Origin of the sequence: Candidatus Contendobacter odensis Run_B_J11 (assembly GCF_000531125.1) — a bacterium.
GTDB classification, from domain to species: domain Bacteria; phylum Pseudomonadota; class Gammaproteobacteria; order Competibacterales; family Competibacteraceae; genus Contendibacter; species Contendibacter odensensis.
In genome coordinates this window covers 1-15558 of record NZ_CBTK010000253.1, presented here as the reverse complement: position 1 = coordinate 15558, position 15558 = coordinate 1, and the positions used below count along the sequence as shown (strand labels likewise).

The window sequence follows — 15558 nt, the reverse complement described above, 5'->3', positions numbered from 1 at the left end:
GCGTGAGGAAATGGTTCCACTTCCCGATGATTTGACTGAGGCAGCACGGGCTGGAAGCCCGTGCTACGCAAAGCCTAATAAACGTCAGTTCTGAATAAGGATGGAGGGGTGGCTCCTGGGATGGAACCGGCTAAAGTTCCTGGGTATCACCCCCTCCCAAGAGTCCCCGCCATGAACTTAGATCATTGGTTACAAATTAAGCTTTTTCTCGCCTTGTCAAGCCTCAGCTTAACCTGATCCCGGAGTAGGATCATTCGTTTGCTGAGTAACGCTTCCTGCTCATGTCCACCACCGTGAAGAAAAAAGCGAGTTCCGTGCGCCCCACCCGCGCAGTCCAGCGCGACCGGACCAAACCTGCCGGCCGAGTTGTTTCTACGCCTGTTGCGCCACCTCCGGCCGGTCTTCCACGCCCGCTGGCACATCCAGCGGCTTGCCGTCGCGGATCACTTTGGCCCGCACCGAGACCGAGTGGCGCAAACTTTCTGCCGCCTGACCGGCGCGGTGTTCCTGAACGAAAGCCAACGTGACGCTAAATAGCACCATCACCGTGATGATGAGAAAGTTGGTCATTTCGCCGGTCAGGGCGGAAATCGCGCTGGCGACCAGCAGCAGAATGACCAGAGGATTCTTGAAGCGGGATAGAAATTGCAGCCATAAGGGCGGTTGCTGATGGTCGCGAAACAGGTTGGGACCGTATTGGGCGAGTCGTGAACCGGCCTCGGCGCTGGATAGACCGGCCGCATCGGTAGCCGATTCAGCTTGGGGTTCCGACAGGGGTTGACAGCTACTGAAAACTTTATTGACTTTCATGGGCTTTCATTTAAGAATCTTGGCCGTTTTCAGGAACCTACCGCCAGTTGGGCGGAAAGTAACGCTTGCAGAGAGGGCGTGAGACCTGGGGGAACATGCGGTCGCCTCATCAGCGTAAAGTTCCCCACCCGTGGGGAATTTGAGTGGCGAAAACCAAGCCGTACCCTTGGGCAACCTCGTTGAAGCAAGAAGTGAGCTATGGAATAAAAGACCATGGTTTACGCAACGGTTTCAGCCACCAGACCTGCTCATCCGGGGGTGGCCTTAGCCTGTTCTGGTGACGGGTTCATGCGGCAGCCTTAGTGATGCGCAATAGGTTTTTCGGTGAACAGATAGTCTTCGAGCTTGCTGGAGAAGCTGGAATCATTGCGCCGAATCCATTCCAGCAGCATGGAGGCGTGTTCTTTCTCCTCGTCCCGATTGTGCTTAAGGATCGCCTGGAGTTCGGGATCCTTGCAGGCGTCCGCCCGCTGGTTATACCAATCAACGGCTTCCAGTTCTTCCATCAGGGACACGATGGCCCGGTGCATGTCGCACGTTGCATCGGACAGTTCTTCTATAGGTTCGTGATAACCGACGCTGGCCATGGTCTTTCTCCTGTTTTGGTTAGCAAAGCTAGCATTCGCCTACCGGGGCGTCTGTGCTGTAGCGCACAGAGTGGCGCACTCCAAACTCAACTCTGCATCAGCGTCACCATCCGGCGAAACCGCAGCAGGGCGACGCCGAAAAACACTGCGCCGCTGGCGGCGACGGCGGCGAAAGAGGGCCACACCACCGCAAAACCGGCGTCCCGGTACAAGATCGCCTGAGCAAAGCTGACGAAATGGGTGGACGGCGAAAGCTGCATCAACGCCTGCAACAGTTCCGGCATGCTGTCGAGCGGAGTCGTGCCACCCGACAACAGGTTCATCACCATAAACACCGGAATCGCCAGCAACCCGAATTGAGGCATGGAGCGGGTAAGCGTCGCCAGGAAAATACCGAGCGCCGTCACTGAAAACAGGTAGATCACCGTTCCCGCGACGAACAGCGGGATCGAACCGGCGATCGGGACGCCCAGCCAGCCCTGCACCACGCCATACAGCGACAACACGGCGGCAACCACGATCACCAGGCCGTTGGCCCAGATTTTGGCCAGCATGATCTCGGCAGGCCGCAGCGGCATCACCAGCAGATGTTCGATAGTGCCGTGTTCGCGTTCGCGGATTAGCGCCGCGCCGGTGAGAATGATCGCCAGCAGGGTGATGTTGTTGATGAGCTGCATCACTGCCAGAAACCAGCTCGATTTCAGGTTGGGATTGAACTGCGTCCGAATTACCAGATTGACCGGCCATTGCGGATCGCCTTCCCGGCCTTGGGCGAAGGCCAGAATTTCCTGGGCGATGATGTGTTGCAGATAGCTGGCGCCCGTGCCCGCCTGACTCATGGCGGTGGCGTCCACATTAAGCTGAATCGCCGGTTGGCGGCCCGCACTCATATCCGCCTGGAAGTGGGGCGGAATATCCATCACGAAGGTATACCGGCCGGCGTCCATTGCCGCATCCAGCTCCGCGACCGTCAGGCGGACCGGTGGCTGAAAGTAGGGTTGCAGCAGCGCGTCCTGAATTCGCCGGGATAGCGGAGAACGGTCTTCATCCACCAGGGCGACGGCGGCATTCGCCACTTCGGTGGACGCACCGGTGGCGACGGCGTAAATCGCGAAGCTGAAGACATAGACGATCAACAACAGCATCACCCGGTCGGAACGCAAGCTCAGCAATTCTTTGATGCCTAACCGGTAGATGTTGGCCAGGGATTTGCGCATGGTCAGCGTTCCTGCGTCTTGAGCAGCGCCACGCTCAGGCCAAGAAACAGGGCGAAGAAGGCCGCCAGCGCCAGATAGTTCCAAGCTAAATCGGCGAATCCCAGCGCCTTGGCGAAGGTTCCCACGCTGATCTGCTGAAAATAGACGCTGGGGAAGCTGTAGCCCATCGCCTTGGCGCTACCCGCCAGGGAGGAGACCGGTTTGAGCAAACCGGAGAAGTTGACCGCCGGGATGATTACGATGATTGCGGTGGCGAACAGGGCGGCGACTTGCGTCCGCACGAAGGTGGACACCAGCAGACCGAAGCTGGTGGTCGCCACCACGTACAACAGCGCGCCCACCGCCAGCGCCGGAAAGCTGCCCTTGACCGGCACCCGAAACAGCAGGAGCGCCAGCGCCAGCAGGCTGAGGAAATTGACGAAGGCCAAGGCGATATAGGGCAGTTGCTTACCCAGCAGAAATTCCAGCCGGGTGACCGGGGTCGCGTAGAGATTGGTGATTGACCCCAATTCCTGCTCCCGCACCACCCCTACTGCGGTCAGCATGGCCGGGATCAGCACCAGCAGCAGCATGATGACGCCGGGCGTCATCGCGAACACGCTCTGGAAATCCTGGTTGTAGCGGAACCGGGTTTCGATGTCGGCAGGCAGCCATTTCGTATCCTGACCGGCGTGCTGGGCCAGATCGGCCAGATATTGGCGATGGATGCCCTCAACATAGCCACGGCTGGTTTCAGCGCGGAACGGCATCGCCCCATCCAGCCAGACGCCCACTTCAGGGCGGGCACCGCGCTTGAGATCCTTGCCAAAAGCGGGCGGCAGGGCGATAGCCAGCTTCAACTCGCCGCTGCGCAGGCGTTGCTCCAATTCGGCTGCATCGCGTAAGGGCGGATGCTCCTCGAAGTAGCGGGAACCCTGGAAATTTTCCAGATAGCTTCGACTTTCCGGGGTTTGATCACGATCCAGCACCGCATAGGGTAGTTTCTCGACATCGAACGAGATGCCGTAACCGAACACGATCATCAGCAACACCGGGCCGAGCAGCGCAAAACCGAGGCGGATCGGATCGCGACCGATCTCCATCGCTTCCCGACGGGCGTAAGCCCATAGCCGGCCCAGCGCGAATGCGGGGCGGTTCGGCGGCGGTGGGTGAGAAGCAGGCACGGTTGCGGTAGCAGGCGGCGGCGCTGCCGATTCAGGCACCGGCGCGGCGGCCTCTTCCAGATAGGCGATAAAGGTTTCTTCCAACGTCTGGGTGCCCCGGTCGCGCACCAGATCGGCGGGCGCGCCCTGCGCCAGCACCCGACCGGCGTGCATCAGCGAAATCCGGTCGCAGCGCGCCGCTTCATTCATGAAATGAGTGGAAATGAAAATGGTGACGCCCCGGTTGCGGGACAGATCGACCAGCAACTCCCAGAATCCATCACGGGCCACCGGGTCTACGCCCGAAGTCGGCTCGTCCAGAATCAACATTTCGGGTTCGTGGATCACCGCCACCGCCAGCGACAAGCGTTGCCGAATACCGAGGGGCACATCGTCGGCCAGTTGATCCATGACCGCATTCAGATCGAAGCGCTCAGCCAGTTCTTTTAACCGGGTCGGAATGTCCGCCGACGGCAGATGGAACAACTGGGCGTGCAACAGCAGATTTCGCCGCACCGTCAGCTCGCCGTACAGCGAAAACGCCTGCGACATATAGCCAACCCGCTGGCGAATTCCGAGGTCGCTGGCGTCCACGATCTGACCGAACAGCCGAGCTTCACCGGCTGAAGCGGGCAACAATCCGGTGAGCATCTTCATGGTGGTGGTCTTGCCGCAGCCGTTGGAGCCGAGAAAGCCGAAGATTTCACCCTGTTCAATGGTGAAACTCACCTGATCCACAGCGGTGAAATCGCCAAAGCGGCGGGTCAATCCCTTGGCCTCGATGGCGGGCGGACCTTCGCGATGCGGCCGGGGCGGGATGACCAGCGCATGATGATCCTGGCGTTTGGCTTCCGGCAGCAGGGCGATAAAGGCTTGCTCCAGATCGGTGGTTCCCGTCCTGGCCTTGAGTTCGGCGGGGTCGCCCATCGCCAGTACCCGGCCTGCATCCATCATCACCAGATGATCGAAGCGTTCGGCTTCTTCCATGTAAGCAGTGGCGACCAGCACACTCATGCCGGGCCGACGTTGGCGGATATTGGCGATGAGTTCCCAGAACTGGCGGCGGGACAGCGGATCGACGCCAGTGGTGGGTTCGTCCAGAATCAGCACATCGGGGTCGTGGATCAGTGCGCAACACAGTCCCAGCTTCTGTTTCATCCCGCCGGACAGTTGGCCCGCCGGGCGGTCGGGGAACGGAGCCAAACCGGTTGCATCGAGCAATTGCTGAATGCGCTCGATCCGCTCCGGCGGTGACTGGCTGAACAGGCGACCAAAAAAATCCATGTTTTCGGCGACTGACAGCGTGGGATACAAATTTTTCCCCAGCCCTTGCGGCATGTAGGCGATCCGTGGGCAAACGGCATGGCGATGACGGCTGTCGGTCATGTCGCCGCCCAGCACGGTTACCGTCCCGGTCTGCACCTGCCGGACCCCGGCGATCAACGCCAGCACCGTGGATTTGCCCACTGCGTCGGGGCCGATGAAGCCCATCATGCGACCGGCGGGAAGCTCCAGACTGATGTCATCCACCGCCGCAACAGCGCGGTAGCGATGGCTGACGCCGACCAGCCGGGCGACCCCATCGGGCGAATCGGTCATGGCGGCAATTTCACCTGGAGCGTTGGCGGCCACGATGCGTTGGGATCGAGCCGGACGTAAGCGACGCCGGGCAAGCCGGTTTTCACTCGCGATAGATGCTGGCGCAGCAGATCGGGGTCAATCCGCACCTTGACCCGGAACATCAGCTTTTCCCGCTCGGTCCGGGTTTCCACGGTCTTGGGAGTGAACTGCGCCTTGGCAGCCACAAAGGAAACCTGAGCGGGAATGACCAGATTTGGGGCGGCATCCAGCACGATCCGGGCTTCCGCGCCGAGCGCCACCCGGCCCGCCGCCGTTTCGGGCAGAAACAGGGTCAGGTCAACGTCGGTCAAATCGAGCAGGGTCAGCACCTTGCCGCCCGCCGCCAGCACTTCGCCCGGCTCGGTCAGGCGATATTGAACGCGGCCCGCGTGGGGGGCTTTGAGGATGCCTTGCTCAATATCAATCTTGAGCCGATCTGCAGCGGCGATGGCGGCTGCAATGGCCGATTCTGCTTCTGTCGCCTGGGCTTTAGCCGCCGCCAGCACCGCCGCCGTGGTTTCCTGTTTGGTGCGTTTGAGATCCGCGTCCTGTCTGGAAACGAAGCCTTTAGCGGTCAGTTCCAGAATGCGGCCAAGGTCTTTTCTGGCGAAGGCCAGCTCACTTTCCCGTTGAGAAATCAGCGCGTCAACGCTGGCGCGGGCATCCTGCGCCTGTTTGACTTGCGCTTCGGCCTGACGCAGTTGCGCTTCCAGAGCGGTCGTATCCATCCGCGCCACCACTTGATCGGTGTCAACTAGATCGCCCTCGCTGGCCAGCACCTCCTGGATCTGTCCAGCCCATTGGGTGGCGATATCGATCTCGGTGGCCTCGATGCGGCCATTGCCGGAGGCGAATCCTTCCGGCAACGCCGGTTGCTGAAACCGCAACCAGATAAAGACAGCGCCAGCTATCGCCACCGCCAGAATCGCCGCACCGGCCCACCATCGTCCCACGCTCATCGGTTTGCACTCTGTGGTATCTATATCTTTTGTTGAAGCCTGCTCTCTCGGACATGAAGAAGACGCCTCGAATAGCGGCGCAAGGAAGTCCAGATTACCTCAAATAGTCCGGCGCTTTTCTCTGACCGGGAGATCGGTCACGCTCATAACCCTGATTGCGGTGCGTGATCCGCCATAAGTCCCGCACGTTGACGTACCATACGCCGCTATGGAACTGTCCAACATTCCTGACTTTAGCCCGTCCGCCGTCGCTGCCGACATTGATCTGATAGTTTGGAAGGACTTTGATCTTCTTCTTCCCAATCGCCAGAAAGGCAGATTCCCCCGAACTAAACCTCCAGCCTTTACCAAATTTTTTACCACGATCGGTCCATACCGTGATGTAGACTGCGTCTCGCCGGTTGTTGTCAATCCGGATCGTGCCGCGCTCTTCGGCTCGGTCATGGCCATATCCCTGCGCGACGGCCAGCATCGGAGTCACTCCCAGCAGAACAGCGAGGATCCCGCCGAGTCTCATCCAAATCTTTACATTCATCGAACTGCTCTCCTGAGAATAGGTTCACCGCCAAGCCCAAAGCTATTCAGCATCCTGAACTTGCGTGGTAGGCATTACGAAAAACGACATTATCATTGCCCTGCTGGAGGCGTCCGTGCGGTAGCGAACAGACTGATTAAACATGCCTCCTTAGCATTGCACTACTCCACTGGATAAATATGACAATGAGGGTTGCCTTGAGGAGATTTTGATGATCGTTACTTTTCAAAGCAGAGCACACGCCGATATCATGATGTTTGGCGATATCGCAGTCAGCTTGCTCAAGTTGATGGGGCACAGCGGAACGGTGCCGGGCGCCCTCCAAGCTGGGGATATTCCTATGGCGCTGGATCACTTAAAAAAGGCTGTCGCAATAAATAAAGCCGTGGTCGCGGATGCATCGGACCGGGTTGAAGAAGAGGAATCGGGCGAGCGCACTGTAAATTTAGCGCATCGCGCCTTGCCTTTGATCGAGTTACTTACAGCCGCCGCAATGGCGAAATGCGATGTGATGTGGGACAAATAGCAACGGGTTAAAAATATCTGCACCCTTTCAGGTTTAGGGCCGTGCGGTATTGTTCAGAAAGCAGAATGACGCCCAATAAAAAGCCCCGCCATTTGACGGGGCTTTTTATTATCCTGACCGAACGAAAAGGATCAGTGAGCCGGTTCTACCCGGCTGGCCGTCTGACCTTTTGGGCCTTGTTGCGATTCAAACTGGACGCTCTGCCCTTCGCTCAGACTTTTGAAGCCGCTGCCTTGTATCGAAGAATGATGCACAAACACGTCTTCACTGCCATCCTGCGGAGCAATGAAACCGAATCCTTTCGCATCGTTAAACCATTTTACCGTACCAGTACGCATAAATACTCAGCTATTCAAAAAACAGGGAAAACCGGATGAAATTTCACGAATCTTAACATCTACCCTTTGGATAAAAACTAAGGACATACAGTAGATTTTCGTTTTATTTCACGCTTTACGAGAGCGTATTTATTTCTCTCACGGTTGAGAGTGCGTCTAATGAGAAAGGTTCCATGTTTTCAGCATAATTCCTAGGGTGCATTTTCCGGTGATGGCGAAGGATCGCCAGTTGGGTTAGACCGAAGATCGTCATGCGGCGGCTCCGCGCCAAGCAGCGCTGTGAATAAGGTGCGCGCCCAGCTCGTCAGCTTAATTAAATTCAGCGCGGTCTCTAAGAAAGGATGCTCCGAGTCCGGCGAACGATCTGTGTCCCGCGACTGGAGGGTTGGGCGCGGAGTGAGTTCTCCGATGAAAAATCCCACGCCACCCGCCCAGAGCAACAAAGCGGGATTTGTTATCCGCTGGTGGAGGGTTCGGCCCAGCGTCGCGCCGCGAACCCGGACGAACCGCCGCCGGTTCTGGAGCCGACGCTCGGCCTCACTGATTTGAACAGCCAGAGAAGAAGCGCTTGGGCTGGGGTTTTGAAGATCGGTGGACATCAGGACGTCTCCGCATTCGAGGATTTCGACGCCGTCGGCTGCAGAGCGCCGGTGTTGGCGGGGAACCGGAGATCATGGCTCCGGCGGCGGATCACGCCACAGAGCATGAGCGCGAGCAGCAAATTAACGGCGACTGCCAGCAACAGGGCGCTGTCACTGGTCATGATTCCACTACCGGTCAGCGCCAGTACGGCGGCGCCCACCAGCCCCAGCCACGCGCTGAGCAGCAAGCCAGCCACCATCATTGCCGCCGTGATCATGGTCACCAGGCTCTCGCCCGCCCGCTGGGTCTCCAGCGCGGCGAGTTGCAGGTGATCGTGCGCGAGTCCACGCAGCTCGCACCATAGCAACTGGGCCTCTTTCGGCAAACCCACACGACGGATCGGGTCGCTGGAAGTGGCCCGTGATCCAACGCGCTGTTCTCCTGCGGGAGTTGGGTCCATACCGGGGACCCTCTCTAGCGAGAACTCAACAGGCGGCTCAACAGGAAGCCGCCGACGAGCGCGATCCCCAGCGCCTTCACCGGGTTATCGCGGACGTAAGCACGGCTATTCTCCAGCCATCGCACCTGTAGATCTTTCAGTTGCTCGCCTTTGACGTCGAGCGTTTCCGCCGCCTGCGCAGCCACATCGGCCATCTTATCAACCGCCTCATGGGCGCCGGACGCCATGCGGTCTACGGTCGAACTGGCGGCATCCGCCATTTTGTGGGCCATGTCGGGCGCTCTCGGGCTGGTGTTATTGGCGCCACTTAGGTCATTGGGATAAGTTGTGAACCTTTCGGACATTTCCATGATCATTTTCCTTTATCGATACGGTTGATGTTGCGATTCAATTGATCCGGGTTGCGCGCGAGTCTACTTACGGCGGGAATGCCGAAGTTTCTCGCGCGGTTATTTAGTGCATCAGGAGATAAATAACCACCAGCACCATCACCGGAACACCCAGCAGCCACCCCACGAAATACTTACCCATGACATGTCTCCTCTATTAGCCTCGATTCCTTCCTGTCGCTTCAATGAGCGACTTCTTTTGCCTTAATTACACACTGGCAATTTTTTCAACCGGTTTGACTATTCATTGGTATACGGCACTTTTCCGCCTCAAGTCCTTTCATCAGACCTTGCATAGTCGGATTCTGAACGTTGAAGTATTCAATGATCTCGGCGATATCGAAAATACCCATCGATGGCAATGCGTCGATAGCGATACGCTTTTCTATCAGACCCTCTTTAATAATGTCCAAAAGTATGTCGCCCTCCCTGTATCCAGTATCTCTGTAGTCGGTAATTACGCGCTTTTCGTCCATATTCGGGCGAGTGTGCGGCCTGAAAAGTTGAGCATCCGCTAGAGCTGCTTGGGTTTGCATGGTCATCTCCAACCGTTTTTACCACCAACTTAAATCTGAGTGGCAATAATATCGTTGTCATCAATCTATCCACTCGTACTTGGCAAGTACGTATCACCGAGGTAAAGACTCTGTAATGCGACTTGATAATGAGAGTCTAGCTACAAAACCAAACGCAGTCGGTACGGTGGCGTACATAGTTTGCGATCAATGATGACCTACCGAAAATAGATGACTGGAGAGGGACCAAGAGAGTCGTGTTGTTCGCCTTGAATCTGGAAATTTCCTTCTATTCCCCCAGCAGCTCTGCTACAGGCTGCAATTGTTCAACATGCTCAGACACGACCTTGACGATGACGATGATCGGAACACTGAGCAACATGCCCCAGACGCCCCAGAGCCAGCCCCAGAACAGCAGCGAGACGAAAACGGCTGCCGAGTTCATTCTGGCGATTTTCCCGGTCATCCAGGTGGTGACAAAGGTGCCGACGAATAGGGCGATGAGCAGCGATGCTCCAGAAACCAGCAGAGCCGGGGCGAACGAGCCGAACTGCAGAAAGGCCACCATCCCGGTGGCGGTGGCAGTGAGGCCAGGCCCCAGGTAAGGGATGATGTGAAGCAACCCCGCAGCGACGGCCCATGCGCCCGCGTTGTCCAGGCCGATCCAGCGGAACGCGATCCAGGCGAGCAGCGCCACGAACACATTGGTGATCAACAGCATAAACATGTAGCGCTGGATGGAGTGGTTGATATCACTGAGGATTTGCACCGTGACCTTCTTGCGTGAGAGCGACGGCCCGGTGAGTCGCACCAGCTTTCGTTTGTAAATGTCGCCGGACTGCAGGAAAAAGAAGATCAGAAAGAGCACCATGGTCGCTTGCACGATATATCCCACGGCTCCCATGGAACTCGCCCAGAGGAGGTTGCCGATTTTGAATGCGGAGGGATCGTCGATGACGACGCGCGTCGCGGGTTTTTTGGGCGTAGCAGGAACACCGGTCGCTGCCTGTTCAAGCTGATTCGCTGCGGTTTGTACTTTTTGCATCGCATCGATCTGGCCCTCCCCCAGTTTGGTGAGGCCCGCAACCAACTTGCTTGCGGCTTCCGGCAACTGCTCGATGATCGTCTGCATCGGTCCGCGCAAGGAGTAGGTTCCGAACACCAGCGCCCCCACAACGGCCACGATCACCAGGCTGGTGCCCGCCACCCGATGAATCTTGATCCGTTCCAGCCAAACAACGAGGGTGTTCAGCGTGTAGGCCAAGAGAATCCCGAGCAACAGAGGGATAAAAAAGCTCTGCGCCCACTCCAGTGCGAATATCACAGCGATGGTGGCCAGGATGACCAACGCCAAACCTTGCGCATCTACGGCTATGCGGGCCGTGCGCAAAGGAAGGGTGGCGTCCGACACTAGGGGGGTAGAAGGCTGATTGTTTGCGGTAGGCTCGGATTCAGCATTCATGGCAGCTTCCGAAATCATTTAGGAGAGCGATACAGTCGGTTGAGTTAGGCCGTAGGTAACTCAACTCATTCGTTCTTCCTTGATGTGATGAATGAGGGAGTGACTGGGAATGCCGATTGAAATTGGGATTCAATGCATTCAGGCCGCGATAGCGAGGTTCGCGACGCTCAATCCTTTTTACGCCGTATCGGAGCCTTGAAAACACCTTATTAGAAAAGCCCAGCCCCGTCGGTACGGTAGCACACCTAAGACTACAATCGGTGACACCCGGAGTTCCTGCCCTTCACCTTACCCAAAAGAACTCCAAGGGTGTCATCCAGTTAAGTCCTTCCAGCTTGAAAATATGAGGGTGCAGAGACCAAAAGCGGCCAAATTCCAGGAATAAAAATAGTTATCTTATTATTTTTCAAAATGATAGTGGTGTGCTTGACGGGTTATGCCTAAATCACTATGTGTGCCACCGTACAGAAAGTGTCAGGTTTTATGCTTATAAATAGAGTACGGCGTTCCGGGCTATCGTCAACGTTTTTTATCCTTTGCTCCATAATAGAGAATCCACCATGTTGAAAAAAAGTTTATCCACGCTACTGAGCGTACCCTTCATAGTCGCTGGCGGTTTGCTCGGCAGCGTATCCGCCTCAGCGACGCCAACCATCGTTCTGAACTTTGAAGGAGCTGGCGATCAAGCGCAACTTCTTGGTTTCTATAACTCCGGCACGGACAGTCAAGGTAATTCCGGCGTCGACTATGACATTCAATTTAGTTCGAATGCGCTATCTATTATTGATGGCGATGCGGGCGGCTCCGGTAACTTCGCTAACGCGCCTTCGCCGAATACGATCATGTTTTTCCTGTCTGGCTCGGCGATCCTGAATTATACGCCCGGCTTCACTACCGGTTTTTCCTTCTATTACAGTTCGGCTACGGCCGCGACAGTCAATGTGTACAATGAATTAGGTGCGACCGGAAACCTGCTGGCTTCCCTCGATCTGACTGCCCAATACAACCAAAATTGCCCTAGCGGTTCGAAAGGGGCTTTCTGCAACTGGACATCGGTCGGCGCGACTTTCAGCGGCGTCGCTAAATCCATCGACTTTGGTGGAACGGTCGATAAAACGGGCTATGACGATATTACCTTCAGTTCCGCCATACCAGCCTTCCGTTCGGCGATACCGGCCTCCAACGTGACAATATCGCCGGATGAGGAGCCGACGCGCATTGGGGAACCCGCCTCCACCGCCCTGTTTGGGGTGGGTCTGGCCGGTCTAGGTTTCATCCGCCGTCGGCGCGCCTGATTCGCTGGCAATCCTGAAACAGCGTGAAACGGCGGCCCAAAAGGTCGCCGTTTTTTGCCTGTAATGTTTGCAACTGTTTGCTTGATATCCGCAAACAGCTCTCATCCAGAGAGCCGCGCTGTTCATCTTGATGAATCAGAGGCAGTATTCGCAGCGATGGTCAGCGCGATTGACGATCCGTTGCCATAAAGTTCAGCACTGAGGTCACTGCCGGTTATGGGCCAATGTTACGCGCTGTGCGTCTACAACCGCTACCCTTTCGGGTGGTAACTTCGCATTCTGCGCTGTGGCGATGGATGGCGCGGGAATCCAATAGGACCCGCCCGCCAGCATTATGGATAAAACTAGAGTGATCATTGGTTTGCGCCGAATTTGACTGGTCATAAAAATGCGCCCTCGGTTCCTGAATAAAATGATCAATCGTTGTCTCTATTTCTGTCCCTGTCTCTATTCCTTTGATTGTTTCTATTTCTGTTATTGTCATTGTAATTGTAATTGTCATCGCCTGTATTAACCTCGTGGCCAATGACACCACCGACCACGGCTCCGCCGACCGTTCCAACAGGGCTGCCATTCGTCAGAACAGCGCCCGCAACGCCACCGATGCCGGCACCGGCCAAGGTGTTCTGATCTTGTCTTGACATTCCGCTACACCCACCCAAGCCGATCAATATAGCCAAGGCCACTGAACTACCGGTAAATCGTTGCATCGTTTTCATGGGATTCTCTCTCTATCAAAAATTAGGATGGGTATTCGCTACCCATCCGTTCAAAATCAGTCGGCTACTTACCGTATTTCGCTTTGGCTTCGTCCATACAACGAGTCTTGGCGTCACTCGCTAAGGAGTCACACTTTTCCTTCGCCACCGCGTAATTTGCATCAACCTTTTCGGTGGTTGCTTCCTGGCGCGCTTCAGCGCCTTCTACTCTCGCCTTCATCCCGGCTTCAGCAGATTTCTCGCTGGCCGCCCTGTTTGCATCCGAGGTCTTCATCTGCGCCTCAGCGTCGGCCTCGATACGAGTCTTAACCGCTTTCGCTTCCTTCACACAGACATCTTTGTCGTTACCGGACTTGTCATCACATTTTTGATTGGCTACCGCGTAATCCGCTTCTGCCTTGGCAACGAGCGCCTTGTAGTGGTTTTTTGCGGTGGGTTCGTAACGGGCTTCGAGTTCAGCTTTGGCAACCTTCTCTTTGCCCTTGGCCTCAGCGATGCAGATATCCTTCGGGTTACCAGACAGCGGATCACATTTCGCCTTGTCGGTCGTGTACTCAGCCGCGATCAGGTCGTCGGCGGCTTTGTAGGCGTCTTTCGACATGTTCTGCGCCATTGCTCCAGCGCTGAAAACAAGGCCGATTGCAGCAGCGATAGCGGTCATATTAAGTTTGTTCATTCGTTCTTCCTTTATGTGGTAAACGCGGGAGTGATGAGGGATGCTTTGAAATCAGGCTTCAGTACATTCAGGCGGCGATATTGAGGTTCGCAATGAGCCACAACAGGTACGCCGTATCGAAACCTTGGGGAGAGCTTATGCAAAAGACCGGGTACTGTCGGTACGGTAGCACACATAGAACCGTGGTCGGCGATCCCCAGAGTTCCTATCTTTTACCTCGCTAACAAAGAGAATCCCTAGGACACAATCCCGTTGATCCCGGCGGCTTGGTATGTGTGCTACCGTACAGAATGCGTCGAATTTTATACTTATTATTATTGGCAGTGAGCGTTGGAAATTGGATACGGCGCTCCGGGCCATCGTCAATAGTCCTTATCAGGAGAACATCATGAACAAAGATCAAGTCAAAGGTCGCATCGAAGAAGCGAAAGGAAAAGTGAAGGAAGTCGCCGGCAAGGCTGTTGGCAATAAGAACTTGGAACAAAAAGGAAAGGTTCAAAACGCCGAGGGCAAAGTCCAAGCGGGCTATGGCGATCTGAGGGAAGACGTCAAGAAAGCTATCTAAAGCGAGTCATCGCTGAGCGTTAGCTTGATCCCTGATGGGCTGGCTGTCTGGCCAGCCCATCGTATGGTTGCAATGAATATTTCTTAAACGCTTTTTGACAGAGGTATGAAATGAGTTACGAAGATCGCAATACCGATAGCATTTCCAGCGGCAACCACGGCGATGGACCTGGACCTGAGGTGATGGGTGCCAACACGCTCATTGGCGACGAAGTCTATAACCAGAAAGAAGAGAATCTGGGCAGCATCAAGGAGATCATGTTGGACACGCACAGCGGCAACGTGTGTTACGCCGTGTTGTCCTGTGGCGGATTTCTCGGCATGGGTGAAAAGTTGTTTGCGGTGCCATGGAGCGCATTAAAACTCGATGCGGAAAACAAACGCTTCATGCTCAACGTGGAAGCAGATCGCCTCAAAAATGCGCCCGGATTCGATAAGGATCAGTGGCCCAATATGGCGGATTCCGCTTGGGCCCAGAACATCCATTCCTACTACGGGACTCAATCGGATGCGACGAGACCGAACATCCCGCATCTGTAACTGATGCGCAACGTCTCCACAATTACGCCATCCCCTTGACGTAAATGAGGCCCTCGCCCTAGTGAGGGCTTTTTAGCAATGACTCACAGCATGTTGTCGCAGCGCCGCTTGCGGGCGGCCCGTTTAATAGAAAGGCAGTCCCATGAATCAATCCTTGATATTCCCCAGCGCTGCAACCATGGAATGGCAGCGCCCGATCTATCGCGATCCGACGACGTTGCGCCCAGAACTGGTTTGCCCGCACTGCAAGCGAAAGACAGTGGAGCGCCGCTGCTTGATTGACGATCATCCCGTCATCACCCATCACTGCTCGGAGCACCGCGATGTGATCCCGATGCGCAGCATCATCGTTCGCGAGGACTTCGCTGGGGTCGCAGCATAAACGCCCCGCCAGAGTCGATGCGTTTAGCTCTGCCGCCAAAGTATTTCCACCTGAACAGGAAGGAACTCTGATGCTAATCCAGGTTGGTTACGACATCATCTTCGAGCATCCGGCGCCGACGCCGATTATCGCAATGCTTTATCTCCATCCTTCATGGAAGCGATCGATCCGCCGGGGCGACTATCTGCTGGTTGAGCCGCGAGTGCCGATCAGTGAATACACCGATGGATTTGGCAATCG

At 56.0% G+C, this 15558-nt stretch carries 19 protein-coding genes; 5 read left to right on the top strand and 14 right to left on the bottom strand.

Annotated features, from left to right (window positions below; genetic code table 11):
* Positions 1 to 372: 372 nt before the first annotated feature.
* The 6 genes from BN874_RS14385 to BN874_RS14360 all read right to left on the bottom strand — a co-directional run bounded on the left by BN874_RS14385 (position 373) and on the right by BN874_RS14360 (position 6870).
* Entirely contained in the window at positions 373 to 810 is a 438-nt protein-coding gene (locus BN874_RS14385; RefSeq protein ID WP_034434729.1) for a cation-transporting P-type ATPase, read from the bottom strand.
* A gap of 299 nt (positions 811 to 1109) precedes the next feature.
* Entirely contained in the window at positions 1110 to 1397 is a 288-nt protein-coding gene (locus tag BN874_RS14380) for an encapsulin-associated ferritin-like protein (protein WP_034434728.1), read from the bottom strand.
* 86 nt (positions 1398 to 1483) lie between these two features.
* The gene (locus tag BN874_RS14375) at positions 1484 to 2614 is read right to left on the bottom strand and encodes an ABC transporter permease (protein ID WP_034434726.1); all 1131 of its coding nucleotides are present in this window, start codon (positions 2612 to 2614) and stop codon (positions 1484 to 1486) included.
* 2 nt (positions 2615 to 2616) lie between these two features.
* On the bottom strand, positions 2617 to 5355 hold the full coding sequence (gene rbbA / locus BN874_RS14370; RefSeq protein ID WP_034434725.1) for a ribosome-associated ATPase/putative transporter RbbA: 2739 nt from the start codon (positions 5353 to 5355) through the stop codon (positions 2617 to 2619).
* On the bottom strand, positions 5352 to 6335 hold the full coding sequence (locus BN874_RS14365; RefSeq protein WP_034434723.1) for an HlyD family secretion protein: 984 nt from the start codon (positions 6333 to 6335) through the stop codon (positions 5352 to 5354). The genes rbbA and BN874_RS14365 overlap by 4 nt, the downstream gene beginning before the upstream one ends.
* 94 nt (positions 6336 to 6429) lie before the next feature.
* Positions 6430 to 6870, bottom strand: coding sequence for a hypothetical protein (locus BN874_RS14360; RefSeq protein WP_034434722.1), 441 nt, complete (start codon positions 6868 to 6870; stop codon positions 6430 to 6432).
* A 211-nt stretch (positions 6871 to 7081) separates the two neighbouring features.
* Between BN874_RS14360 and BN874_RS14355 the strand changes: the two genes are divergently transcribed.
* On the top strand, positions 7082 to 7396 hold the full coding sequence (locus tag BN874_RS14355) for a DUF1840 domain-containing protein (protein ID WP_034434720.1): 315 nt from the start codon (positions 7082 to 7084) through the stop codon (positions 7394 to 7396).
* A gap of 131 nt (positions 7397 to 7527) precedes the next feature.
* Here BN874_RS14355 and BN874_RS23775 read toward each other — a convergent pair whose 3' ends face one another.
* The 6 genes from BN874_RS23775 to BN874_RS14325 all read right to left on the bottom strand — a co-directional run bounded on the left by BN874_RS23775 (position 7528) and on the right by BN874_RS14325 (position 11142).
* Positions 7528 to 7734: a cold-shock protein gene (locus BN874_RS23775; RefSeq protein ID WP_034434719.1), complete on the bottom strand. Its 207-nt coding sequence runs from the start codon at positions 7732 to 7734 to the stop codon at positions 7528 to 7530.
* A 191-nt stretch (positions 7735 to 7925) separates the two neighbouring features.
* Complete coding sequence (locus tag BN874_RS14345) at positions 7926 to 8333, bottom strand: hypothetical protein (protein WP_034434718.1); 408 nt, start codon at positions 8331 to 8333, stop codon at positions 7926 to 7928.
* Positions 8333 to 8776 carry a phage holin family protein gene (locus BN874_RS14340; protein WP_051497868.1) on the bottom strand — a complete coding sequence of 148 codons (444 nt, stop codon included), beginning with the start codon at positions 8774 to 8776 and terminating at the stop codon, positions 8333 to 8335. Before BN874_RS14340 ends, BN874_RS14345 begins: the two co-directional genes overlap by 1 nt.
* Before the next feature lie 14 nt (positions 8777 to 8790).
* Positions 8791 to 9120 carry an ElaB/YgaM/YqjD family protein gene (locus BN874_RS14335; RefSeq protein WP_320411474.1) on the bottom strand — a complete coding sequence of 110 codons (330 nt, stop codon included), beginning with the start codon at positions 9118 to 9120 and terminating at the stop codon, positions 8791 to 8793.
* Positions 9121 to 9392: 272 nt separating this feature from the next.
* The gene (locus BN874_RS14330; protein WP_034434715.1) at positions 9393 to 9701 is read right to left on the bottom strand and encodes a hypothetical protein; all 309 of its coding nucleotides are present in this window, start codon (positions 9699 to 9701) and stop codon (positions 9393 to 9395) included.
* Positions 9702 to 9969: 268 nt separating this feature from the next.
* Positions 9970 to 11142 carry an AI-2E family transporter gene (locus BN874_RS14325; RefSeq protein ID WP_034434713.1) on the bottom strand — a complete coding sequence of 391 codons (1173 nt, stop codon included), beginning with the start codon at positions 11140 to 11142 and terminating at the stop codon, positions 9970 to 9972.
* A gap of 560 nt (positions 11143 to 11702) precedes the next feature.
* On the opposite strand from BN874_RS14325, the gene BN874_RS14320 reads away from it, so the two are divergent.
* Positions 11703 to 12437 (top strand): PEP-CTERM sorting domain-containing protein, encoded by a 735-nt coding sequence (locus BN874_RS14320; RefSeq protein WP_034434711.1) that lies wholly within the window; start codon positions 11703 to 11705, stop codon positions 12435 to 12437.
* Between the two features lie 416 nt (positions 12438 to 12853).
* Here BN874_RS14320 and BN874_RS14315 read toward each other — a convergent pair whose 3' ends face one another.
* Complete coding sequence (locus BN874_RS14315; protein ID WP_081756416.1) at positions 12854 to 13156, bottom strand: YMGG-like glycine zipper-containing protein; 303 nt, start codon at positions 13154 to 13156, stop codon at positions 12854 to 12856.
* Between the two features lie 64 nt (positions 13157 to 13220).
* Positions 13221 to 13832 (bottom strand): hypothetical protein, encoded by a 612-nt coding sequence (locus BN874_RS14310; protein ID WP_034434709.1) that lies wholly within the window; start codon positions 13830 to 13832, stop codon positions 13221 to 13223.
* A 388-nt stretch (positions 13833 to 14220) separates the two neighbouring features.
* Here BN874_RS14310 and BN874_RS14305 point away from each other — a divergent pair, with 388 nt between their 5' ends.
* The 3 genes from BN874_RS14305 (at position 14221) to BN874_RS14295 (ending at position 15318) form a co-directional block, all read left to right on the top strand.
* Positions 14221 to 14397, top strand: coding sequence for a CsbD family protein (locus BN874_RS14305; RefSeq protein WP_034434739.1), 177 nt, complete (start codon positions 14221 to 14223; stop codon positions 14395 to 14397).
* A gap of 110 nt (positions 14398 to 14507) precedes the next feature.
* A complete protein-coding gene (locus BN874_RS14300; protein WP_034434707.1) occupies positions 14508 to 14936 on the top strand; it encodes a PRC-barrel domain-containing protein in 429 nt (142 codons plus the stop codon).
* Between the two features lie 142 nt (positions 14937 to 15078).
* Positions 15079 to 15318 (top strand): hypothetical protein, encoded by a 240-nt coding sequence (locus BN874_RS14295; protein ID WP_034434705.1) that lies wholly within the window; start codon positions 15079 to 15081, stop codon positions 15316 to 15318.
* The last annotated feature ends 240 nt before the right edge of the window (positions 15319 to 15558 follow it).